Here is a 24398-nt window from a genome sequence, read left to right on the forward strand (position 1 = left end):
AATAGATTTGGAAGTGCCAATATAATCCAACGGGAGGCGAATTGATGAATTTGAAATTTCCGTACTCACGCAGCTTTATGTTGCGAAGTTTAAGCGCTTTGCTCGGGGTTACGATGCTAGCATCCGGTACCCTTACGTTAACGGCCAACGCTCAAGCGACACCAACGGGTGTAGTCTCACAAGCAGCCGTTAAAGCATGGCAGGCGAACACGGCATATGTTGCCGGTGACATTGTGTCTTATAGTGGAAAGCTCTATAAGGCAAAGTGGTGGTCTTTTAACAGCAGACCTGATCTGAATGCCGATTCTTCCTGGGAACTGCTGAGCAGCGTGGACACAACGCCGCCAACAGCTCCTACCAACCTTGTTTCGACCTCACAAACGGCCTCATCGATCACGTTATCTTGGATTGCTTCTACTGACAACGTAGGTGTTATCGGATACGACATCTACCGTAATGACATCAAAGTGGGATTTACGGTCTCCAAGCTTTTCACCGATTATGAATTACAACCAGACACTACTTATCAATATGTGGTCAAAGCCCTTGATGCGGCAGGCAACCAGACAAATAGCTCATCCATATCTGTGAAAACGATTGCAGGAGCACCGGAACTATCGGTAGGCGAAAGTCGTCTACTAACAGATTCTCAAATTATTTCTTTATGGAACGGGATTGATTCACAATATAGTCCCGACAAAGCAGAGGCAGCCATTAATGCCGCGCTTCCTAAAGCGCAGTACGAAGACTTATTCCCATTGCGCGCAGGGACACCAGAGTGGCACGCAATTGCCAAAGGAAAGTACTACTACAAAGAAGGACTTACAGATTATTATTCCTACGATAATTTGATTGCTGCTGTCCGAGAGGTAGCTAATGTCAAGTACAAAGATGTATATCGTGAAGGTGATGTCTTTGCCAAGCAAATTTATCGCCTAGATAAAGCATCCAAGAAAGAGACGCTAGTTTATCAATCTGCTGACTTTAATGATCCCAAAAATGTGAACAAGCCGCTAATTAATCGGATCGTCGATTTTGGTACGTTTGTAAAAGAAGGGACAGAGAACAACCGCAAGCGTGAATTGGCTGCTTTCCTCGCTAATATTGCGCATGAGACTGGCGGTGGCTGGGCGACTGCACCAGGTGGCGAACTGCGATGGGCCCTGTTCTTTAACGAAGAATTAAACTACGTGAATGGCACGGGGGGAATTGGCTACGTAGACGCGGACCATCCTGACTATCCGCCTGTTCCAGGCAAGTCATACCACGGTCGCGGTCCTATTCAATTAAGCTGGAACTATAACTACGGCTTGATTGGCGCCATCATTTATGGAGATCAGAACGTGCTGCTTCAGAACCCTGACGCTGTTGCGCAAGACGGCAAGCTCGGGTTTATGACAGCTCTCTTATTCTGGATGATTCCGCAAGATCCGAAGCCATCCAACCATGACATTATGGTAGGAAATTATGTGCCTACGGCTGAGCAATTGGCGAAAGGACTTGTCCCAGGGTTTGGTGCTACCATCATGGTAATCAATGGTGGTCAAGAAGGCAACTTGGACGAGTCGGATGTCCGTATTAAGCGCCGTGTAGGTCATTATCGTGATCTAACTACACGAAGTGGTGCTAACATTGAAGGCGAGAAATTGAATACGCTCGGCATGCAGCCGTTCTAATTTTTGAAGGGGGTATATTCGTACATTCGTACAAGTTGACTTAATCGTACCAGCATTCATACGACAGGGAGCATTTCGCCCTGAATCATACTAATTTAGGAGGCTTATTATGTACTCAAAATATCCATTTTCGCGCGCCTTTATACTTCGCAGTTTAAGTGCAGTGCTTGGGGTGACGTTATTATTGTCCAGCAATCCGATCGCGATGGCGGCAGGAGAGCCAGCACCGAGCGTGCAGGAGGCTACAATCCAATCGACTGCACCTGCATGGCAGGCTGCCAAAGTTTACGTTGGTGGAGATATCGTATCTCATGAAGGCAAGCTCTTTAAAGCCAAGTGGTGGACACAAGGTGATAATCCAAATGCAGCACTTAGCAGTTCAGATTCGCCTTGGAGCCATATTGGATCTGACACAGGCGGAGGAACAGATACAACACCTCCAAGCACTCCACTGGGACTTTCTTCTACAGCACAGACTTCCACTTCGATAACGCTTGCTTGGAGCGCAGCTACTGACAATGTAGGTGTGACACAGTATGATATTTATCGCAACAATGTGAAGGTGGGCTTCTCCGCGGCGACTTCATTCACTGATAACGGCTTACAAGCAAACACAACTTATAACTATACGGTCATCGCATTGGACGCTGCTGGAAACGCTTCAACAGTAAGTACAGCGTTATCCATTAAAACAGCAGTTGACAACGGTACGGGTGGACCATTCCTACAAGTTGGGCAAAGCCGCGTGATAACAGATGTACAAATACAAGCGACATGGGGAGGCATTGATCCCCAGTATGCACCTTCTCAAGCAGCAGCATCTGTGACGGCAGCGCTTCCTCAAGCGGATTATGAAGCTTTATTTCCACTTCGTATTGGATCTGCTGAATGGCACACGGTTGCGGTAGGCAAGCCATATTATAAACCAGGTCAAGTTGATTATTATTCATATGACAACTTGATTGCTGCTGTACGTGATGCTGCAAATATTAAGTACAAAGAAGTATACCGTGGCGGCAGCACGTGGACGAAGCAAATTTGGCGCTTGGACAAAACGGCCAAAACGGAAACGTTGTTATACCAAGAGCCAGAGTTTAATGCGGAATGGAATCTAAATAAACCGACAACATCACGAATTGTCGACTTTGGCACCTTCCTTAAAGAGGGCACAGAAACGAACAAGAAACGTGAGCTTGCTGCGTTCCTGGCAAATATCGCCCACGAAACAGGCGGTGGATGGGCAACTGCGCCAGGTGGCACATTACGCTGGGGCTTGTTCTTTAATGAAGAAGTATCTTACATTAATTCACAGGGCGTTGGATATGTGCAATCCAATAGTGACTATCCGGCAGTTGCTGGAAAATCATACCATGGTCGTGGCCCAATTCAATTAAGCTGGAATTATAATTATGGACTCATCGGCTCGATTATATTCGGGGACAAAAATGTTCTGCTTCAAAATCCTGAGAAGATAACACAAGACGGCAAGCTCGGCTTTATGACAGCAATGCTGTTCTGGATGACACCACAAGATCCAAAACCATCGAGCCATGACATTATGGTTGGCAACTATGTACCAACAGCGGCTCAGATTGCGAAGGGGCTCGTCCCGGGGTTTGGAGCGACCATCATGGTTATCAACGGCGCGTTCGAAGGCAACAAAGACGAAAGCGATGTCCGAGTCGGCCGCCGAATTGGCCACTATCTTGATATTACAGGACGATCAGGTGTAAATGTGCAAGGAGAGAAGCTGAATACACTCGGTATGCAGCCTTTCTAAAAGTGAATATTTAAGTAATTTTACTTAAACCAGTTCCCGGGGCAAATAGCTTCGGGAACTATTTTTTTGGAAGTTGGTTTTATGTTAAGGTAAACCCCTTGACATCTGCTTTGGAATTCGATATGATAAGGAACGTCGATGGGCTGTAAAGTGTTTTTCCTTGACGAAAGGAGTGGCCCGTATGAACGATGAACAGTTGTTAGCCAAGACGAATCGCATTAATATGCTGTTCGACTTTTACGATCAATTGCTAACCGAGAAGCAACAGACTTTTCTGAAGTGTTACTTTCAAGATGATTTCTCCTTAGGCGAAATTGCTGCAGAGTTTGGTATTAGCAGGCAGGCCGTGTATGAGCATATTAAGCGGGCGGAACAGACGTTGGAGACTTACGAGAGCAAGCTTCAATTGCTTGTGAAGTTTGAGGCTCGCACGAAGCTGCATGTCCAACTGCAGAACGCCCTTTCGGATATAAGGTACATACCCGACCCGCAGCGCGCGGAACTGCAGATGATTGTCCGTGAACTGCAGGCGTTGGAATAAGGGAACGGGGTGAAGGTTATGGCATTTGAAGGATTATCAAGCCGATTGCAGAACGTATTTAGCAAGTTGCGCGGCAAAGGCAAAGTTAACGAGGAAGATGTAAACGAAGCAATGCGCGAAGTGCGGCTTGCACTTCTTGAGGCGGACGTTAACTTCAAAGTCGTTAAAGATTTTATTGCTAAAGTTAAAGAAAAAGCCATAGGCCAAGAAGTGATGAAGAGCTTCACGCCTGGGATGGTTATTATTGACATCGTTAATAAGGAATTAACGGAGCTAATGGGTGGTACAGCTGCCAAGTTGGAGAAAGCAACCAAGCCTCCTACCGTCATTATGATGGCCGGTTTACAAGGGGCGGGTAAGACAACAACTTCTGGTAAGTTGGCTAAGCTGCTTCAGAAGCAGAACCACAAGCCACTTCTCGTGGCTGCGGACGTGTATCGTCCGGCTGCAATTAAGCAGCTCCAAGTGTTGGGTAGCCAGATTAATGTGCCGGTGTTTGCTTTGGGAGATCAAGCAAATCCGGTGGATATCGCGAAGCAGGCGCTTGATCATGCACGTGAGAATCATCTGGATTATGTCATTATCGATACGGCGGGTCGACTGCATATCGATGAGGCATTAATGGATGAACTAAAGCAAATTCATGCTACAGTGAACCCGTCTGAAGTGCTGCTCGTGGTTGATGCCATGACAGGTCAAGATGCCGTTAACGTTGCAGAAAGCTTTAACCAGCAGCTTTCGTTGACAGGTGTTGTGTTAACGAAGCTTGATGGAGATACACGTGGTGGTGCAGCACTTTCCGTTAAAGCTGTAACGGGTTGTCCGATCAAGTTTGCAGCGCTCGGAGAGAAGATTGACGCATTAGAGCCGTTCCATCCGGAACGTATGGCTTCTCGTATTCTCGGCATGGGGGACATGCTGTCGCTCATTGAGAAGGCGCAGGCAGGCATTGATGCAGATAAAGCGAAGGAAATGGAGATGAAGATGCGTAACGCATCATTTACCTTCGACGATTTCCTGGAGCAGATGCAGCAAGTGAAGCAGCTTGGTCCGATCGATCAGATTCTGGATATGATACCTGGCATGAATAAGGTGAAGCAGACACAGAATTTGAAGGTTGATGAGCGTCAGATGGGACGCATCGAGGCAATTGTACGTTCAATGACACATGCAGAACGTCAAGACCCTGATCTGATTAACCACAGTCGCCGCAAGCGTATTGCGACGGGCAGCGGAACGACGCTGGCCGATGTGAATCGACTCATTAAGCAGTTTGATGAGATGCGCCGTGTGATGAAGCAGTTTTCAGATATGATGGGACCTAAAGGCCCGAAAATGATGAAGAATCTCAAAAGCAAAGCCGGTAAAGGGATGAAATTCCCGTTCCGTTAATGCCAATAGTTAGATAATTCCGTTAAGGAGGTGAATTTCGTGGCAGTACGTATTCGTTTGAAACGCATCGGTGCTCATAAAGCGCCTTTCTACCGTGTAGTTGTTTCTGATTCCCGTTCCCCGCGTGACGGTCGTTTTATCGAGGAAATCGGTTACTACAATCCGGTAGCACAACCTGCAGTAGTCAACATCGACGAAGAAAAAGCGTTGAAATGGCTGCAAACAGGTGCTCAGGCTTCTGACACGGTTCGCAACTTGCTTAGTCAAGCTGGCGTGATGAAGAAGTTTCATGAATCTAAATTGCAGAAATAAATAAATCGTTCGGAGGGTCGCGAATGATAGAGTTAGTGTCTGTAATTGCACGGGCTTTGGTCGATCATCCGGATGAGGTCCGTGTTGAGGTAGTCGAGAAGGAGCATGTTGTCATATATGAGCTTTACGTTCACCCCGACGATGTTGGAAAAGTGATTGGAAAGCAAGGCCGCATTGCCAAGGCGCTTCGCACGGTCGTCACATCGGCAGCCGTTAAGGTTCCTAAACGGGTTGCTGTGGACATTATTTCTTAATAGGTCGATGAGGGTTAGGAGAAATCCTAACTCTTTTTCGTATGAATAGAGCGTCATAATTGCAGTGTAGCTTGGTGTTTGGCAGGCACAGAAGTTGACTTTCCACACATGTACTGATAGGCTTCATCTAGGCAATAATAAAGCAACTAGGTAGATAATCCCGATGCAGGAGGATAAAGATGGCTGAACAATTATTTACGGTGGGCAAGGTTGTTAATACACATGGCATCCGAGGTGAGATCAAAGTTGTCTCCCATACCGATTTTCCAGAGGAACGATTCGCGCCTAAAAGTAATCTTGTATTATTTAACGAAGAGTCTCGGCAAACAGTAGATGTCACAGTTGAGACCTCGCGCTTACATAAGAACTTATTTATTATGAAGCTGAAGGAATATTCGAACATTAATGAAGTTGAAAAATATAAAGGCTGGCTGTTAAAAGTATCAGACGAGCATCGTTCCGAGCTGGAAGAAGACGAATATTACTACAGTGACATTATTGGTTGTAAAGTAGTGTCAGACGAAGGCATTGAGCTAGGTACAATTAGCGAAATATTAGCCCCAGGTGCCAACCATGTATGGGTAGTTAAGCAGCCTAAAGGCAAGGAATTGTTACTCCCCGTTATTGATGATGTCGTGCTAAACGTTAATGTTGAGGACAAGCTGATCACCGTCCATGTGCTGGAGGGATTAATGTAATGCGAATTGACGTGCTGACGCTGTTCCCGGAGATGTGTGAAGGTGTGTTCAGCACCAGCATTATGGGGAGGGCGCGGGATAAAGGATTGGTACAGCTCCAAGCAACAAACTTCCGTCAATTCTCGACAAATAAGCACTCGACCGTAGATGATTATCCGTATGGTGGTGGAGGTGGTATGGTATTAAAGCCAGAGCCAATCTTTGCTGCGGTGGAACATCTGATGGCATTAACAACGATGCAGTCTGAACAGGAAAGTACGCTATTATCAGATGTACAAGCCATTGCAACTACCAAACAACCTGAGCAAGAAACATTCAGGGATGAAGATAAACAATCACAAGAAGCAAAGAGTGACGATGCTTTGTATGGAGATCAGGGACATTCCACTTCAAACAAGACTGCCTCGCCCAGAATCATTTTGATGTGTCCTCAAGGTGAAACGTTCACGCAAGCCAAAGCGGAAGAACTAGCTCAGGAAGAGCACCTCATATTTATTTGTGGCCATTATGAAGGGTATGATGAGCGCATTCGTGAGCATCTTGTCACGGATGAATTGTCGATTGGTGATTATGTATTAACTGGTGGCGAGCTGCCTGCAATGGTTATTGCTGACGCGGTAGTACGTCTGCTGCCAGGTGTGCTCGGCAACGAATCGTCTGCGGTCACGGATTCATTCAGCACGGGATTGCTTGAGTATCCCCATTACACGCGCCCAGTCGAATACAGAGGCTGGCAAGTACCGGATGTGCTTATATCGGGACATCATGCCAATGTGGACAAGTGGCGTCGTGAGCAATCACTTCGACGAACATGGGAGCGCAGACCCGATTTGTTGGATAAGGTGGAGTTGAGCGAGAAGGAACGAAAGTGGCTACAGGAACTGAAAGGGCAAGCTACAGAGTAAGAACGATGCAAAGGCTATTAGTAAAGAAGTCATTCCACGGAAATGGATGACTTCTTAGTATGCTTATCCAATACATTTGCAGCTTAACACATATAAAAAAGGCCGCTTCAGAGGTTAGTGGGTGCTCCATGAAACGGCCGCCTTAGTTCCTACTTGAGAATACTGCGGTGATCATATTTGGTTTAGCTAAAACGACAAAAGCCCTACCTCTCTTCCGTCCTTGCGGTTCCTTGACCGCGCCAGTGTGAATCAGTATTACCAATTGAATCGTCAATTCTTTAGGGTTAGTTGGGAATTAGACTTTCATATGAGGAGTTAGCTATTCTTACTTGAGGAACATAATGTGAGGATGGATCTCACATGCAACGTTTTTAGTATAACATTATTATTTCAAAGAGTCCAGTGCAATTGCAAAACGTAATGATATACTTTATACTATTCGTCATTATCTACATAAATTTAATGTACAGGGGCGAAATATGAACCATTCAGATGCAAACAGACTCGTTATTAAAGCAGAAAAGATTGTGAACACACTAGACCCCTCTAACGAAGAAATTAGAACGGTCATGAGTGAAATGATTAATGAAATTCGTTTGTTGGAAAAGCAAAATGAACAATTACTTAAACAATTAGTGGCACAACAAAAAAATAAGATGTCAAGTAAGTTAAGAGATGCCTTGTATGAGTAAAAGGGTAGTTCGAATCATATGTAGGCGCTCAAAAATGGGGTTTGTAAGGTCGACTACAGGTTGTACACAAATACACAATTAAATTTAACCTAGAGAGGTTCTTCTTTAAATATATGGGCAAGTACACTATTCTGTAAGTGCCCAATTTTACATGAAGGATCTTTTTTTGATTTATTATAATAGTAGGGATTATAAATTTACATGAACTTAATAATATAATTAGACAAAAATATGAACATATGATAATATATTAAAGTAATTGTTTATCCGACCTGTCGTTTAAAAGTTTACAATTTCTATAAAACTCATAAGGTTTTAGTTTTAATACAGTTGGATAAACATAAAAAACTATAAAAATATGGGGGCGTTCGAGTTGAAAAGACTCAGAGTTTCATTATCTATTTTATTTTCATTTGTATTACTGCTAACTGTTAGTCCAGTATTCGCAGCATCCAGTCAATATACGGGAGGATTATTAGATGGGGTGCCAATACAAGTAGGTTCAGCAATTGGGCAAGGTACTACTGTATCTGAGATGACAGATGGTAATGCAAACAATAGAGTAATTATAGAAAATAATAAATTAGCTTGGTTTACATTTTCTTCTCCGAAAGACATTACTTCCATTGTATTAAAAAGTAATGGAGAAACAAAAATTGAGTTCTATGACAACAAAAATAATTTGCTGCTTCAGTACAACCCTCTAGTTATAGATGGCGTTCAAACCCTACCTACAGCAGTATCTAACGTTTCCACAGTTGTTCTTAAGCCTACTACCTATTCATATATTCATGAATGGAACGTCTTTGAAACACCTTCAACTCCACCTACTGCTACAACAATCAGTTGGATTCAAGCTGGGGATAAGACAGTGTCACTTGATTGGAAATCCTCTGCGGCCAAATCATATAACGTGAAACGATCAACCTCATCAGGTGGCCCTTATGTTGTGATTGCTTCAAATGTAACTACAACAACCTTTACTGATAAAACTGTAAATAATGGAATTATTTATTATTATGTTATTTCGTCTGTGAATGAAGCAGGAGAGAGTGCCAATTCACCTGAACGTGGAATAAAACCTGAAGCCACTCAGTATACAGGTGGACTTTTGGATGGAGTGCTCATTAATTTAGGGGCTAATATTAGTAGCCCAATGGAAAAAGTGAAAGAGGCAACTGATAACAATGTTGCAACTCGAGTGTACATTGATGCTAATAAATTCGTGTGGTATACATTTACTACTCCACAAACTATAAATTCCATTGTTGCAAAGACAAACGGCGAAACTAAAATGGAGTTTTACGATGATCAACATAATTTGCTGCTAGAATATAAGCCCTTACAAAATGATGGTATTCAAACATTGCCAAACGTTGTAAGCAAAGTTACGGCAGTAATTCTTAAGCCGGCTTCATCAGGTTACGCTTATATCCATGAGTGGAATGCTTTTAGTACACCATCAACACCACCACTTGCTACCTCAATTAGCTGGATATATGGTGGCGACAAGGTTGTAAAACTTGAATGGAACATTACTGGAGCTAAATCTTATAATGTAAAGCGTTCAACTTCATCGGGTGGACCGTACTCTACAATTGCTACTAATATTACAGGTAGAGAGTATACTGATCTTAAAGTTGTGAATGGAACAACTTATTATTATGTCATTACAGCTGTGAATGAGGCAGGCGAAAGCGCACCATCACCAGAAAAAAATATAAAGCCAGAAGCAACAAAGTATACAGGGGGATTGCTAGATAGTTTGCCGATCTCTATAGGGTCAAAAATTACAAGTCCTACTGGTACTGTTAAAGATTTGACAGACAATAATGGTGCGACAAGAACATATATAGATGTGAATAGTTTTGCATGGTACTCTTTTAACAGCACAAAAGAAATATCTTCTGTTATTGCTAAAAGTAATGGCGCAGTTGTTATCGAATTCTATGATAATGACAACAATTTGTTACTTTCTTTTAAACCAACAAAAAATGATGAAGTTGAAACATTGCCAACTCCATTAAAAAATGTGTCACTTGTAGCTTTGAAGGCACAGATACCTGGATATGCGTATGGTCACGAATGGAACGTGTTCGGTAAAAATGAACATCAACCTGTACCAGCACCGCTAAACCTGACTGCTACAGCTGGAGATAAATCAGTTGTTTTGAACTGGAGTAAGGTTAACAATGCAACTGCATATAACGTAAAGCGTAGCACAAAAGCAGGTGGTCCGTATGCTACCGTTACTACTGTTACTGGAAACACATATAGCTACACAGACACTACAGTTATTAATGGCACAACATACTATTATGTAGTCACAGCTGTTGATGCGATTAGTGAGAGCGGAAACTCAAATGAAGCATCAGCGACACCAAAAGGTGGGGATGTTGTTATCCCCCCGATAACAGATGATGGTCAGTCTGGTAACCGCGCATTGCTGCGTCTCATTTTAAACAACGGCATTGAAAAAGAATTTGATTTGTCTATGAAAGAAGTAAATGCTTTTATTGCCTGGTACGAAGGCCGTGCAGCTGGGAAAGGATCTGTTATGTTTGCAATTGACAAGCACAACAATAATAAAGGTCCATTCAAAAATCGTAAAGACTATGTGTTCTACGATAAAATCATTACATTTGAAGTGAATGGCTATGATTCTGCTGATCAACCGACAGTACCAGAAGAAAAGCCGAATGGCAACGGTTCAAATGGTAACAACCAACCTGATTATGAAGAGCTAATGTAATAGGTATTATTTTTTGGATAACGTTCTTGCTTTTCATGAATTGTTCAGTTTCCTTCACTAAAATAGGTACAAAAGACTATTTTCTTAAAGTGGAGGAATCTAGAAAATGCAGGAAGAAACACGATCTGAGAAGGAATACTTATGGGTAGGGGGGTTGCTAGTAGGTGTGTTTATCGGTTGTTGTTACGTCATTGGACAATCGTAGCGTACTGATCCGCAACCTGAAGTTTGCCTCTTCATATAGTTGTTGTATTCTGTTTTTGGCTATGCTATAATACATCTGTTGTGTTGAATACGGCGGTCCTCTACGTACTGTGACGAGTAAGCCACTGATGCTGCTCTGAGATGTAAGAACGTCTGTGTGGAAGGAGGGAGTCATAGATGAATATCGTACAAGCAATTACACAAGAACAACTTCGTAAAGATGTACCAAGCTTCCGCCCTGGTGATACTTTGAAAGTATTTGTTAAAGTTATCGAGGGAACTCGTGAGCGCGTTCAGCTGTTCGAAGGTGTTGTAATTAAGCGTCGTGGTGGTGGAATCAGTGAAACATTCACTGTTCGCAAAATTTCCTACGGTGTAGGTGTTGAGCGTACATTCCCAATTCACTCGCCAAAAATCGATAAAATCGAAGTGGCTCGCCGTGGTAAAGTGCGTCGTGCGAAGCTGTACTATCTTCGTAATCTTCGCGGTAAAGCAGCGAGAATTAAAGAAATTCGTTAATTGGAACAACCGGGGGCTTGCACATAGCGCAAGCCCCTTTTGCTATCTATTGCGAAATGGTTTACGCTTATAGCATGATATAGACAATCTATACGCATCCTAAGAAGAAAGCGGGGCAAGCTTGTGGAGCAAGAAAAGCAATTAAACGAAACGAATACAGTGGATCAATCATCCGGTGTGCAAGCACGAAGCAAAAATGAACTTGTTGAATGGATTAAAGCGATCGCAGTTGCTGTCGTGTTGGTTGTTGTAGTCAGATGGTTATTATTCGCCCCGTTTATAGTGGATGGTCCATCGATGGAGCCTAATTTTTGGACGGGAGAGCGGCTTATCGTTAACAAAGTATTGTATGATTTCCGTGATCCAAAGCCGGGAGAAGTAGTTGTCTTTAAAGTTCCTGCTGAGGGACGAGATCTCATTAAGCGTGTGATCGGCGTAGCCGGGGATACAATTGAGTACAAGGGTGACGATTTATTCATCAATGGCAAAAAAGTAGAAGAGCCTTACATACAAGAAGCGCTGGATAAAGCGCATCAAGATGGCGGACTTTATAACAACCGGGATTTCCCGAATGAGATGCTAAAAGATAATAAAGTGCCGGAAGGGTACATTTTTGTGATGGGCGACCATCGTAATAATAGTACAGATAGCCGCATGCTTGGTTTTATACCATTAAAGGATGTTATAGGTAGAGCAGACGTCATCTTCTGGCCTTTGAAGGATATCCAAATGATTAAACATCACTAACACAAAACATCAAGAGAACAGATAGGGGGTGGATAGCGATGTCGATTCAATGGTTCCCAGGACATATGACAAGGGCACGGAGACAAATACAAGAAAAGCTTAAACTGATCGATGTGGTTATAGAATTGCTTGATGCACGGTTGCCGCTGTCTAGCCGCAACCCGATGATTCACGAGATACTCGGGGATAAGCCAAGACTGATTCTGCTTAACAAGTCGGATTTGGCGGATCCTGAATTAACAGCTCGATGGGTAGACGTGTTTCGTAAAGAAGGCCACACTGCTATTACGGTGGATGCTTCAACTGGAACGAATATACAGATCATTCAGGTAGAGGCTCGTAAGTTGCTGGAAGAGAAATTTGCGCGCCAAGTGGCAAAAGGAATGAAGCCACGACCTGTAAGAGCTTTAATCGTCGGAATTCCGAACGTCGGCAAGTCAACCTTAATTAATAAGCTGGCAGGTCGGCAAGTAGCAGCCACTGGCGATCGCCCTGGCGTCACGAAAGGGCAGCAGTGGATTCGGGTTGGCAATGAAATGGAGTTGCTCGATACACCGGGGATTTTGTGGCCGAAGTTCGAGGATCAGATGGTTGGTTACCGTCTTGCTGCAACGGGTGCAATTAAGGATCAGATCCTAAATGTGGAAGATGTTGCATTTTATGCGATAAAATATTTAGCTACGCATTACAGTGAGCGATTGCAAGAGCGCTTCGAATTAGAAGTGTTGCCTGATCTTGACAATGATGATCCGAATGAGATTGTTGCGATTATGGAACAAATTGGGCGTAAGCGCGGTTGTCTCGTTAGCGGTGGACGTGTTGATTTGGAGAAGGCGTCAGGCATCATTTTACGTGAGCTGCGTGCAGGCAAGATGGGAAGGCTAACTTTCGAAGTGCCGGATGCTCGCAGACGTAGCTAACGTACGAGCCACAACAGTCATCATAAAGTAAGCCGTCAACACATAGTGTGCTGACGGCTTTTAAGCGTTGTTAAGGTGGTTGACTGAGGCTGCTCTATTAACTGATAACTGGATGAACATGAACATAGTAGATGTAAATGTTTCTAGTTGTATTGCCGTTACTAGACAACTAGATATACAATATACGGATGAAGCGGAGAGGGGGATCGGAATGGCGCATACAAAACAAGAGCCTTCAGATGTGGATCTCCTATTATGGGAGAATCGATACTGGGAGCAGGGGTTTGAATGGATCGCGGGCATCGATGAAGTAGGACGCGGCTGTCTGTTCGGAGACGTAGTAGCCGCTGCTGTAATTTTACCTAAAGGAATTACCATTGAGGGCATTAATGACTCGAAGAAACTAACAGAGAAGAAAAGAGAGTTGTTGTACGATCAAATTGTGAGTCAAGCTGCTGCTTGGGCAGTAGCCACAATGGATGCAGCGATGATCGACGAAGTAAATATCAAACAAGCTACACGTTTGGCGATGAAAGAGGCAGTTACTCAACTACAAATACGTCCTGATGTTTTATTAATAGATGCGGAACGGATAGATTGTAATTTACCACAAGAAGCAATCATTAAAGGGGACGCGTCCAGTCAATCCATAGCAGCAGCATCTATTGTTGCCAAAGTAACACGTGATCGCTTGTGCGCAGGTGAATGGGATCAAATGTACCCTGCATACGGAATTGGTGTACATAAAGGATATGGCACGAAACTCCATCGCGAGAAGCTGCTGGAACTGGGACCTACACCTATGCATCGTAAATCCTTTTTAACAAAAATATTGGATGAACAACTGACGCTCTTTTAGTGAACACATAATAGGTTAGATGAAGGCATTCCCGCGGGAGTGTCTTTTTTGTTTGCCTGAGCTGCATAATATTGCCGGTATATCCAAACGAAATGATATGTTATGATATTCGTGCTTTTGAAGTGTACATATGTCCACTGATAGGGGACAATACATAGGCTTTGTCCGTAAAACAGCTAGAGAGGGGAACATCATATGAAAAAAGTGGGCCTGCTAAGCCGCATTATCATTGCGATCGTATTAGGAATCGGTCTGGGGATGATAACGCCGGATTGGTTTATTCGAATATTTGCTACATTTAATGGGGTATTTGAAAGTTTCTTGAGCTTCTGCATTCCGTTAATTATTGTCGGTTTTATCGTGCCTGGTATTGGCGAGCTTGGGCGGGGGGCCGGCAAAATGGTTGGGCTAACTGCTATTATCGTATATGTGTCGACGATAGGAGCTGGCATGCTAGCTTACGGTACAGCCCAATTAACGTTTGATTCGTTGTTGTCAGGTGCTTCTCTTGTAAACTCGGGCAATCCGGCCGAGAAGCTTTTGAAAGGTTACTTTTTATTAGAGATGCCGCCATTGTTTGATATTATGACAGCCCTTATTTTAGCGTTTATGCTCGGAATCGGGATAACGACTGTACAAGCCAAAACGTTAATGAGCGCCTCTGTTGAGTTAAAAGGTATCATAAGCAAAGTGATCTCCACTATGATTGTTCCATTGCTTCCGTTTCATATTGCAGGCATCTTTATGAATATGACTCAAGCAGGGACGGTTGCGACGATACTTCAGGTGTTTATTAAAGTTTTTGCTGTAATATTAGGGCTGCATATTATCAGTTTGCTGCTGCAATACACTATCGCAGGTGCTTTAAACAAGCGTAATCCATTAAAAATGCTGCGCACGATGCTGCCTGCATACTTAACTGCACTTGGTACACAGTCCTCTGCTGTTACAATCCCTGTTACGCTACAGCAGACTAAGAAACTGGGAACGGATGAGGAAGTAGCTGATTTTGTTGTTCCCTTGTGTGCAACGATTCATATTACAGGCTCAACAATTACGATTACATCAGTAGCGGCAGCTATTTTAATGTTGAACGGTCATATGATAACGCTGGAGCAAATGTTCCCATTTATTTTGATGCTAGGTGTCACTATGATTGCTGCACCGAGCGTTCCTGGCGGCGGTGTAATGGCAGCGCTTGGCTTGTTCCAGTCCATGTTAGGATTTGATGCAGCTATGATCAGCTTAGCTATAGCGTTGTATGTGGCGCAGGATAGCTTTGGCACGGCGGCAAATGTGACAGGAGATGGAGCGATCGCTCAAATTGTGCATTATGTGAAAAACAAAAGCAAGCAGAAAGAGCATCTGCGGCATCAGGAGAAGCGTGTTCCTGTGCAGGGATAAAACCCGTTGTTTTGAAGTTATGGCGCCGCTAATTGAGCGGCGTCTTTGTTATGACCTCATCCTGAGAAAGTGCAGCGGAAAAGGAATTGGTGCGTAAGGTCTATTATGAAGTCAAACATGAATTTAACTGCCGCAAAGGGTGGATAAATGTGATATGTTAACATCAAGGTTGAAATTATCACATTTGTTCGGATCTCATTTGAGGGGGAGCGCTTTATGCCAAATATGATGTCTAAGCTAATTTGGCTGATTGGTGCAATTGCGCTAGTATGGCTGAATAATAAGGTGCTAGACTATGGAAGTATGTGGTCTAGGAAGGAAGATGTAGATACGTATAGAGTGATGGCAAAAGTGGTGGTTGCATTTTGGTCAGGTTCATATTTGGCATTATTAGGTGGAGTAAAAAGAAGAAAACCGGTACAGAAGATGTTGCTGCTAGGGGTCAGTCTTCCTTGTTTGTTGATTGTCATTTTACCACATCTATCATGGAATATTCCCTATGTTAACGTATGGTTGCTTGAGTTGATGCAAAATTCATATCATGTAACTTATTTTAGTATAACAAGTGGTTTTACAGCTATGCTTTCCTTCTTCAGATTTCAGACTTGAAGCGCTGGTAGTAACACGCAGACAATGGTTTAACACTTTCCGTAAAGTCCACCATTAAAATGTCGATTAAATATATTGGATAAAGTGCCGATAAAAAGTATATCAAAGGAAGTTGTAATAGGCGGGGGATCGCATTGAATATAACAAATATGGTGCGCGGTATGATGGGCGATGCAAAGCCTGGCGAAACACGCGCGTTAGAATTAAAGACAGGTCAACAGGTCAGAGGCGTCATTATGAGTACGTCTGAAAATGGGCGTGAAGCAGTTGTGCAGATCAATGGTGTGTCTGTACGTGCTGTATTGGACACACCCATGCAGCCTGGTCAGGCGACATGGCTGCAAGTTCAGGGTCAGCAAGAGGATGGCATGGTTATTTTGAAGCCGTCTGAAGGGCCTAACTCCAAGCCATTGCCATCCATTGCTGAGGCTTTGAAGCAGTCTGGATTGCCAAATGAGCCTTGGGCAAGACAATTGCTGAGTGAGTTGCAAAAAAGCGGTATGCCACTTACAAAGGAACTTGTAGATAAGTTGGCGCAAGCGATGGTGATGAAGCCGTCAGGTGTTTCAACAGAACAATGGATGCAGGCGGCGGCAGTCGCGATGAAACGTCAACTTCCATTGACTGCGGATAGTTTACGCGGCTTGCAGCAGGCTATGTTTGGCAAGCCGTTGCATGATCTGCTTGCATCCTTTACGCGCGCAGGGGATATGCAAGCGAACATTGGTTCAGGACAAGCAGCTTGGGCTGCACCACTGAAGGAAGCACAAGCGCTTGTGCGTGCTTTAGTAGCTGGGATGCCGCAAACGCAAGGGCAGCTTTCTCAATCAGGCAGTCTGTCAGCTGCGCCGACGTCAACGCTTGGTGCGTCAGCGGGAGGAACGCTCCAACAGGGGAGTGGATCGGGAAATACAGGGAATAGTACAGGGGCTAACCAAGTGGGTAGCTTTGCTCAACCATCTCACTCTGGCACAGCGGGAACAATGGCTGCGAACGGGACGGGCATGGTGGCGAATGGCGCAGCGACGGGAGCTGGAAACACCCAAGGAACAGCCGCTAGTGCAACCAATATGCAAGCTGCGACGAGTAATGCTGCGGGGGCCTCTGCTGCCAGTTCATCCGCTAATGCCGTTGGATCAGGACAGCCCCAAGGACCAGGAGGCATAAATGCAACTGCAGCACAAGCGAACAACGCTGCATCACCACAAGCAGCTGCGCCATCGGGAAGTGTGGTTTCATCAACAACAGGAGCCCTAACAGGGCAGCAGGCAGGAACAAATCAGGTGGCTGCTGGTGCCGGAAATGCCTCACCTGAAGGGGCAGCCAATGTGATAGGCCGCATGTTGTCGCTGCTAGGCGTATCTCATGAACGTGAAGTGCAGCGGGCTATGCTGCCGCAACTTTCTGCTTCGTCAAATGCGACCGCATCTACGCAAGCTGCGGCCCCGGTGCCAAACTCGGCGCCGAATGCACAAGCGGCTCTGGCGTCCACGACGCCGGACGCCACCCAGGATGCGTCGCGTGCCACGCATGCGGCACTGACGCGCACGGGCATAGACGCGGCTTTGCCTGCTGCTATGCCGCAACAACATGCAGCAGGCACAGCTGCTGCATCTGAGTCGCTGAAGAGCACATTGCTTCAGCTCCTGCAAAGCGATGGCTTGCCGCCTCAGATGAGGGAGGCGGCCCAACAAATTGTGCAGCACATTACAGGGCAGCAGTTGCTGCTGACAAGTGATCGCTCTTTGCCGTTTTCACATGTGACGTTGTTTGTCCCGCTCGTTACGCCAGATGGGACACAAACTGCTGCTGTTCATATCCAATCGCGCCAAGGCGGGAAAGGGGAGCTTGACGCATCAAACTGCCGTCTTTGGTTTGATTTGAACCTGAAAGCGATGGGCCGTACATTGGTGGACGTTAATGTCGTTGATAAGCTAGTCGCACTTAATGTTCATCATAATGACGAACAAGTACAGGAAATGTTGCAACCGTTACGACCTGAAATCGATGCGGCCATATCTAAAATAGGCTATCAATTGTCAGCATTTAGAACCTTGCCGCTGCCTGAACGGGAGGCAGAATTACAGACGCCGGAGCGAACATTTGAGGATTACGCCCCCAAAAATTACAAAGGAGTGGATCTTCGTATATGAGCTCGGAGTCTGTTCATAAGAAGCAAAACGCGAGCAAGCAGCCCGCCAATAAACGAGCAAAGGCAGTTGCCCTGACATATCAGCCAGGTCAAAGTGAGGCCCCTGTCGTCGTCGCAAAAGGACAAGGGCTAATTGCTGAGCAGATTTTGTCCAAAGCGAAGGAAAACGGAGTGCCCATTCAAGAGGATGCTTCACTTGTAGAGGTGCTCTCCAAGCTGGACATCGATCAACAAATTCCAGCGGAGTTGTATCAGTTGGTAGCTGAGGTACTAACGTTTATTTACCGCTCGGATCAACGCGCTGCAAAAGGGAGGATGAATCATGAAACGTGATTCGTCCTCTTTCAATCATATAAATAGTAACGCAAGTTCTTCGAATTATAGAGATGACCGCCGAGCACGCGGGGCTCAAGCAGAGCAGCTTGCAGCTGCGTATATTGAATCATTGGGCTGGCTGATTGAAGCCCGTAACTGGCGATGTCGATCAGGTGAACTAGATCTCATTGCGAGAGATGGAGATTGCATCGTATTTATTGAGGTGCGGAGCCGCAACATGGCAGCTGCGTCTTTTGGCACGGCAAGAGAAGCGCTTGATGTACGGAAACAAATGAAGGTTAGATCAATTGCTGAAATATACATAGCTCGCAAACAGCTGGAAGGCAACAAGATGCGCTGTGACGCGGTGGTGATAACCTATCGTGACGATGGACAGGAACCGATATTGGAGCATATTCAATCCGCTTTCTAAATGCTGAAGTAGAACTATTGTCACACATATAAATACAAAATATGTCTGTTGTTTACATAGCCGCAGTTATTTAATTATATTGATTCAGATGGCTAGCCAAGTAACAAAAGAAATCCACGACCTCCCCTGTTTTAATGATAGGGCAATATTATCCTTCCGCATTTACATTTCCAACACGATGCAAGAAACTAGCTGTATCCAAATACGTTAATCGCATAAACCGACTACTACACTGGTGGAGCATGAGGAAAACTACATGCCTAGGGAAGGCATAACGAAGGAGGTAAAGAATGCAGAGAAGAGTTCTAGTAGGCTCACGCCTCATCATGTCGTGTTTAATGTTGGTAGTATTTCTGGCTGCTTGTTCACCGGAAAATAGTAATCAAGGGAAAGCCACTTCAGAAGTATACCCCCATTAGTCAAACGGAATACCACGCAGTAGTTAGCCAAACGTTTAAAGATGTCGGGGAAGCACCTGCGTATGCATTTCCTGTCATTAAAAAGGGTGATAAGTGGATAGTTGTTATTGAACGGATTGAGTTCCTAACAGCTGAGTATTTGAAAAATAATAAAAATAAAATCCTCTCATCACCACGAGTAACCGTTTTAGCTAAAAATGAAAATATAACCGTTATTAAACGGGATCTAAAATAGGATAAATGCATATAATTGATTAGATATATGGAAGTTCTAGCGCGTAGTTGATACAGTCCGACTGATTAGAAGAAAGAGAGGCTTGGCATGTTTATGGTTGTCCAACAACGTGACGCTGAAATGTATAATCTCAATGATTTAAATCGTAATAACACCGCTGGAGCGCCTTCGCACAAGACTGTATCAAATGACTTAACAGGATATAGCTGTATGATGTTTCCAGACGCCCCGACTGCCTCGCCTCAACAAGCTGCATGAATAATAACAGCAGCAACGTCAAAGCCTTGCAACAATCAATTGTAAATGACAGATGTGTACAAGCGTAACTTAAACTGTTCGCTAGCTCCTGATGGCTTATTTTAACTTATCCATATTTCGATAGAGCACGGCCTCTGCGACATGAGCTACATCTATTTGATCACAATCATCAACATCTGCGATCGTGCGTGCGACCTTTAATATTCGATCATGTGCCCTTATACTCAGCCCCAACTGCTCATATACATCCCGCAGCATCAGAGCGGCAGAAGAAGAGAGCGGGCAGAAACGCTGCAACAGGCTGCCGCGCAGCTCGCTGTTAAATTGCAGTGGAAGCTGCTTGTAGCGCGAAGCCTGCCGTTCCTGAGCTGCTATCACTTGTAACTTCATGTCGGCTGAGGAGATGACGGGGCCCGTCCATTCTGCAAGCGGTGCACGCGGTACCTCAAGCTGGATGTCGATACGATCAAGCAATGGACCGGAAAGTCTGGAGCGGTATTGTCCCAACCGAGCAGGAGAACAGGTGCAAGTGTTCGAAGCAGAACCTGATTTAAACCCGCAAGGACACGGGTTCATCGAAGAAGCGAGCATAAAGTGAGCCGGAAAACGGAACACTGCGCGAGCTCTGCTGATGGTGACGTGTTTATCCTCTAGCGGTTGGCGTAGAACCTCTAGCGCTTGTCTTGGAAACTCGGGAAGTTCGTCCAGAAAGAGCACACCGCGATGTGCAAGGCTAACTTCCCCTGGCTTCGGAATGGAGCCTCCGCCGATGAGCCCGGCCGCTGAAATGGAATGGTGAGGTGCACGAAAAGGTCTGCTGCGGATAAGTCCATGTGAAGTGCGGTCCCACTTGCCAGATACGCTGTATAGCTTTGATACTTCCAATGCTTCTGCATCAGACAAGTCGGGCAAAATGGAGGGTAGACGACGGATCAGCATCGTCTTTCCAGTGCCTGGGGGACCACTAAGCAAGACGTTGTGCATGCCTGCGGCAGTAATAGTTAAGGCTCGTTTGGCAGTTGCTTGTCCTCGTACGTCTGCATAGTCTTCTATATTATCATTATATAGAGGGGGCCTATCGTGAATAGAGGGAGACCCGTTATGTGCCAGCCATTGCAGCGGAGCAAGCTGAATAACGCCTTCAGTTGAAGTGCACTCACGAAGCTGGGATAAGCTGCGCAGACCGTATACACGTATCCCTTCAACTAGCGCGGCTTCTGTTGCATTTCCCTCTGGCAGTAAGACGCTAGATATGCCTTTGCGCTTAGCTTCGTCTACTAACGTCAGCACCCCTGGGATGACACGTGTAGTGCCATCAAGTGCTAGTTCGCCAATAATTAGCATCGAATCAAATGGTGCCTCATTAATTTGTCCGCTCGAAAATAACAGGGCGATGGCAACCGCCAAGTCAAATGCAGTCCCTTCTTTGCGCAAGTCGGCCGGGGCTAAATTAATCGTTATTCGCTCTAGCGGGAAGCGCCAGCCACAGTTTCGAATGGCACTTCGGACGCGATCGATAGATTCGCGCACCGCGGCATCTGGAAGTCCGACAACGTGGACCTGGGGCAGACCATGTGCGATGTCGATTTCAATTTCAATCAGCTTGCCTTCTACGCCGTAAACGGATGCGCTCCATCCTTTTCCATACATCAAAAACACCTCTCCTTTTACATTTCGGGTATGTTTGCCATACTGCGAAATGCGCAAAGAAAGGTGCTTCCTCTACCTTTACGCTTATCTTTACAATCATTATAGAAGCGTTTTCATGTGCTGGTCAATGGGAGATTAGGAATAGAAACGAGATAACCTGTTAACAATTTACCATCTATATCAAAATGCGATTGAATTGATATCAAATAAATGTACATTCTTGACAATTTAGGGGCAGTCACGGCAATTGAATCATGATACAATGTGTTCGGATTGGTTTATATTACCGTCGATGCCGACCGTGTCGAAGCAGACGGAAGCGTTTACTTTTTTCGCGTTCTTGTCAGAGCGGCGGGAGATGTTATGCACGCGTTGACGGGGTCGTTTTACAAGATTCTACCTATGCGTAGTATCAGCATTTCACTAGCTCGCGTCAGTATTTACTTTACAGGCAAACGATCGGATAGGGGGATTACAATGAATATCCATGAATATCAAGGCAAGCAGGTATTGAAACAATACGGCGTTGCCGTACCAAATGGCAAGGTTGCTTTCACAGCAGATGAAGCAGTCGCAGCAGCTCAGGAGTTGGGTACACCGGTAGTTGTCGTAAAGGCTCAAATTCACGCAGGTGGACGTGGTAAAGCAGGTGGCGTCAAGATTGCGAAAAGTTTGGATGAAGTGCGTGAATATGCGCAGGAACTGATCGGCAAGGTACTTGTAACACATCAGACTGGCCCAGAAGGCAAAGAAGTGAAGCGGCTGCTTATCGAGCAAGGCTGCGACATTAAGAAAGAGTATTATGTAGGTGTAGTTGTTGATCGTTCAACAGGCCGTGTCGTAATGATGGCATCTGAAGAAGGCGGCATGGAGATTGAGGAAGTGGCTGCACATTCTCCTGAGAAGATCATTAAGGAGATTGTAGACCCGGCGATCGGTTTGCAAACATTCCAGGCGCGTCGTTTGGCGTACGCTATTCATATCCCAGCGGAGTTAGTGAATAAAGCAGCACAGTTTATGCTGTCTTTATATCAGGCTTTCGTTGACAAAGATTGTTCAATCGCAGAAATTAACCCGCTCGTAGTGACTGGCGACGGACAAGTTATGGCACTCGATGCGAAGTTGAACTTTGACTCGAATGCGTTGTTCCGCCACAAAGATATATTGGAACTGCGGGATCTGGATGAAGAAGATGAGAAAGAAATCGAAGCATCCAAATATGACCTAAGCTATATTGCCCTAGACGGCAACATCGGTTGTATGGTGAACGGTGCAGGCTTGGCTATGGCGACAATGGACATTATTAAATATTATGGTGGCGAACCGGCTAACTTCCTTGATGTAGGGGGCGGTGCCACAACAGAGAAAGTGACAGAAGCGTTTAAAATTATTTTGTCCGACAAAAATGTAAAAGGGATCTTCGTTAATATATTTGGCGGTATTATGCAGTGTGACGTGATTGCAAATGGTGTTGTCGAAGCTGCGAAGCAAATTGGACTTGACCGTCCGCTCGTCGTCCGCTTGGAAGGCACTAATGTAGAACTTGGCAAACGTATTTTGGAAGAATCCGGATTGAACATCGTGTCTGCGGATTCCATGGCTGACGGCGCGCAAAAGATTGTCGCACTGGTTTAATAATCTGCAGACGAAAGGATGGATTGTCGATGAGCATCTTAATTAATAAAGATACAAAAGTAATTACACAAGGCATTACGGGCAAGACTGCTTTGTTCCATGCAAAAGGTGCTTTGGAGTATGGGACACAGATGGTGGGTGGCGTAACTCCAGGTAAAGGTGGCCTTACTGCCGACATTACGCTGGATAATGGAACGCTTGTGCAACTGCCGATTTATAATACAGTTGTTGAAGCTAAGCAAGCGACAGGCGCTACCGCAAGTGTCATCTATGTTGCTCCAGCTTTTGCTGCAGACGCCATCATGGAAGCAGTTGACGCAGACTTGGATATCGTCATCTGTATTACGGAAGGTATTCCGGTTCTGGATATGGTTAAGGTGTCCCGCTTTATGGAAGGCAAACGTACCGTGTTGATTGGGCCAAACTGTCCAGGTGTCATCACGCCTGGCGAGTGCAAAATCGGAATTATGCCTGGTTACATCCATACACCTGGTCATGTAGGCGTTGTGTCACGTAGTGGAACTTTGACCTACGAGGCAGTTCATCAATTAACGACGCGTGGAATCGGACAGTCTACTGCTGTAGGTATTGGTGGAGACCCTGTTAAAGGATTTGAATTTATTGATGTATTAAGTCGCTTTAATGATGATCCTAACACTTATGCTGTCATTATGATCGGAGAGATTGGCGGCACAGCGGAGGAAGAAGCTGCGGAGTGGATCAAAGCTAACATGAAGAAGCCAGTTGTAGGCTTTATTGGTGGTGCGACAGCACCTCCAGGTAAGCGCATGGGCCATGCAGGCGCGATTATTTCGGGTGGCAAGGGCACAGCAGCTGAAAAGATCGCTGTACTTGAAGCATGTGGTGTTCAAGTAGCACCTACCCCTTCTGAAATGGGATCTACACTTGTTAAAGTGCTCGAAGAACAAGGATTGCTTGACAAGTGTACGACACATCAGCACGCTTAATAAGATGAAGGTAAGCAACCTTCCGACGCCATTGCGTTGGGAGGTTGTTTTTTTATGACCGACATGGAA

General features: G+C 45.1%; 22 protein-coding genes. 21 read left to right on the forward strand and 1 reads right to left on the reverse strand.

Annotated elements, in window-relative coordinates:
* Positions 1 to 44 precede the first annotated feature (44 nt).
* The 19 genes from H509_RS0110960 to H509_RS0111055 all read left to right on the forward strand — a co-directional run bounded on the left by H509_RS0110960 (position 45) and on the right by H509_RS0111055 (position 19164).
* Entirely contained in the window at positions 45 to 1676 is a 1632-nt protein-coding gene (locus H509_RS0110960; RefSeq protein ID WP_036696927.1) for a glycoside hydrolase family 19 protein, read from the forward strand.
* Positions 1677 to 1785: 109 nt separating this feature from the next.
* Positions 1786 to 3456, forward strand: a complete 1671-nt coding sequence (locus tag H509_RS28570) for a glycoside hydrolase family 19 protein (protein ID WP_036696932.1) — start codon at positions 1786 to 1788, stop codon at positions 3454 to 3456.
* A 181-nt stretch (positions 3457 to 3637) separates the two neighbouring features.
* Positions 3638 to 3997, forward strand: a complete 360-nt coding sequence (locus tag H509_RS0110970; RefSeq protein WP_028545126.1) for a putative DNA-binding protein — start codon at positions 3638 to 3640, stop codon at positions 3995 to 3997.
* An 18-nt stretch (positions 3998 to 4015) separates the two neighbouring features.
* Positions 4016 to 5389 (forward strand): signal recognition particle protein, encoded by a 1374-nt coding sequence (ffh, locus tag H509_RS0110975; protein WP_028545127.1) that lies wholly within the window; start codon positions 4016 to 4018, stop codon positions 5387 to 5389.
* A gap of 39 nt (positions 5390 to 5428) precedes the next feature.
* A complete protein-coding gene (rpsP, locus tag H509_RS0110980) occupies positions 5429 to 5701 on the forward strand; it encodes a 30S ribosomal protein S16 (RefSeq protein ID WP_028545128.1) in 273 nt (90 codons plus the stop codon).
* Positions 5702 to 5724: 23 nt separating this feature from the next.
* Positions 5725 to 5955 (forward strand): KH domain-containing protein, encoded by a 231-nt coding sequence (locus tag H509_RS0110985; RefSeq protein WP_028545129.1) that lies wholly within the window; start codon positions 5725 to 5727, stop codon positions 5953 to 5955.
* A 179-nt stretch (positions 5956 to 6134) separates the two neighbouring features.
* Positions 6135 to 6653 (forward strand): ribosome maturation factor RimM, encoded by a 519-nt coding sequence (gene rimM, locus H509_RS0110990; RefSeq protein WP_028545130.1) that lies wholly within the window; start codon positions 6135 to 6137, stop codon positions 6651 to 6653.
* Complete coding sequence (gene trmD / locus H509_RS0110995; protein WP_028545131.1) at positions 6653 to 7558, forward strand: tRNA (guanosine(37)-N1)-methyltransferase TrmD; 906 nt, start codon at positions 6653 to 6655, stop codon at positions 7556 to 7558. Before rimM ends, trmD begins: the two co-directional genes overlap by 1 nt.
* Positions 7559 to 8037: 479 nt before the next feature.
* Complete coding sequence (locus H509_RS0111000) at positions 8038 to 8250, forward strand: hypothetical protein (RefSeq protein WP_028545132.1); 213 nt, start codon at positions 8038 to 8040, stop codon at positions 8248 to 8250.
* Positions 8251 to 8623: 373 nt separating this feature from the next.
* Positions 8624 to 11002, forward strand: a complete 2379-nt coding sequence (locus tag H509_RS24955; protein ID WP_211234325.1) for a fibronectin type III domain-containing protein — start codon at positions 8624 to 8626, stop codon at positions 11000 to 11002.
* Between the two features lie 381 nt (positions 11003 to 11383).
* On the forward strand, positions 11384 to 11725 hold the full coding sequence (rplS, locus tag H509_RS0111015) for a 50S ribosomal protein L19 (protein ID WP_028545133.1): 342 nt from the start codon (positions 11384 to 11386) through the stop codon (positions 11723 to 11725).
* Positions 11726 to 11848: 123 nt separating this feature from the next.
* Positions 11849 to 12472 carry a signal peptidase I gene (lepB, locus tag H509_RS0111020; RefSeq protein ID WP_028545134.1) on the forward strand — a complete coding sequence of 208 codons (624 nt, stop codon included), beginning with the start codon at positions 11849 to 11851 and terminating at the stop codon, positions 12470 to 12472.
* A gap of 38 nt (positions 12473 to 12510) precedes the next feature.
* Positions 12511 to 13392, forward strand: coding sequence for a ribosome biogenesis GTPase YlqF (ylqF, locus tag H509_RS0111025; protein ID WP_028545135.1), 882 nt, complete (start codon positions 12511 to 12513; stop codon positions 13390 to 13392).
* Between the two features lie 211 nt (positions 13393 to 13603).
* Positions 13604 to 14251 carry a ribonuclease HII gene (locus H509_RS24960; RefSeq protein WP_051286954.1) on the forward strand — a complete coding sequence of 216 codons (648 nt, stop codon included), beginning with the start codon at positions 13604 to 13606 and terminating at the stop codon, positions 14249 to 14251.
* A 195-nt stretch (positions 14252 to 14446) separates the two neighbouring features.
* Positions 14447 to 15655 (forward strand): dicarboxylate/amino acid:cation symporter, encoded by a 1209-nt coding sequence (locus H509_RS24965; RefSeq protein ID WP_036696935.1) that lies wholly within the window; start codon positions 14447 to 14449, stop codon positions 15653 to 15655.
* A 216-nt stretch (positions 15656 to 15871) separates the two neighbouring features.
* Positions 15872 to 16264: a hypothetical protein gene (locus tag H509_RS0111040; RefSeq protein ID WP_028545136.1), complete on the forward strand. Its 393-nt coding sequence runs from the start codon at positions 15872 to 15874 to the stop codon at positions 16262 to 16264.
* A gap of 134 nt (positions 16265 to 16398) precedes the next feature.
* Positions 16399 to 18417: a hypothetical protein gene (locus H509_RS0111045; protein ID WP_028545137.1), complete on the forward strand. Its 2019-nt coding sequence runs from the start codon at positions 16399 to 16401 to the stop codon at positions 18415 to 18417.
* The gene (locus H509_RS0111050) at positions 18414 to 18749 is read left to right on the forward strand and encodes an EscU/YscU/HrcU family type III secretion system export apparatus switch protein (protein ID WP_028545138.1); all 336 of its coding nucleotides are present in this window, start codon (positions 18414 to 18416) and stop codon (positions 18747 to 18749) included. The genes H509_RS0111045 and H509_RS0111050 overlap by 4 nt, the downstream gene beginning before the upstream one ends.
* Positions 18739 to 19164 carry a YraN family protein gene (locus tag H509_RS0111055; protein WP_051286956.1) on the forward strand — a complete coding sequence of 142 codons (426 nt, stop codon included), beginning with the start codon at positions 18739 to 18741 and terminating at the stop codon, positions 19162 to 19164. The genes H509_RS0111050 and H509_RS0111055 overlap by 11 nt, the downstream gene beginning before the upstream one ends.
* Positions 19165 to 20172: 1008 nt before the next feature.
* Here the strand turns inward: H509_RS0111055 and H509_RS0111065 are convergent.
* Positions 20173 to 21726, reverse strand: coding sequence for a YifB family Mg chelatase-like AAA ATPase (locus tag H509_RS0111065; protein ID WP_028545140.1), 1554 nt, complete (start codon positions 21724 to 21726; stop codon positions 20173 to 20175).
* Between the two features lie 477 nt (positions 21727 to 22203).
* Here H509_RS0111065 and sucC point away from each other — a divergent pair, with 477 nt between their 5' ends.
* Together sucC and sucD are read left to right on the forward strand one after the other, a co-directional pair.
* Positions 22204 to 23361, forward strand: coding sequence for an ADP-forming succinate--CoA ligase subunit beta (gene sucC, locus H509_RS0111070; RefSeq protein WP_028545141.1), 1158 nt, complete (start codon positions 22204 to 22206; stop codon positions 23359 to 23361).
* A 29-nt stretch (positions 23362 to 23390) separates the two neighbouring features.
* Positions 23391 to 24329 (forward strand): succinate--CoA ligase subunit alpha, encoded by a 939-nt coding sequence (gene sucD / locus H509_RS0111075; protein WP_028545142.1) that lies wholly within the window; start codon positions 23391 to 23393, stop codon positions 24327 to 24329.
* The last annotated feature ends 69 nt before the right edge of the window (positions 24330 to 24398 follow it).

This window comes from Paenibacillus taiwanensis DSM 18679, assembly GCF_000425125.1.
GTDB classification, from domain to species: Bacteria; Bacillota; Bacilli; order Paenibacillales; family Paenibacillaceae; genus Paenibacillus_B; species Paenibacillus_B taiwanensis.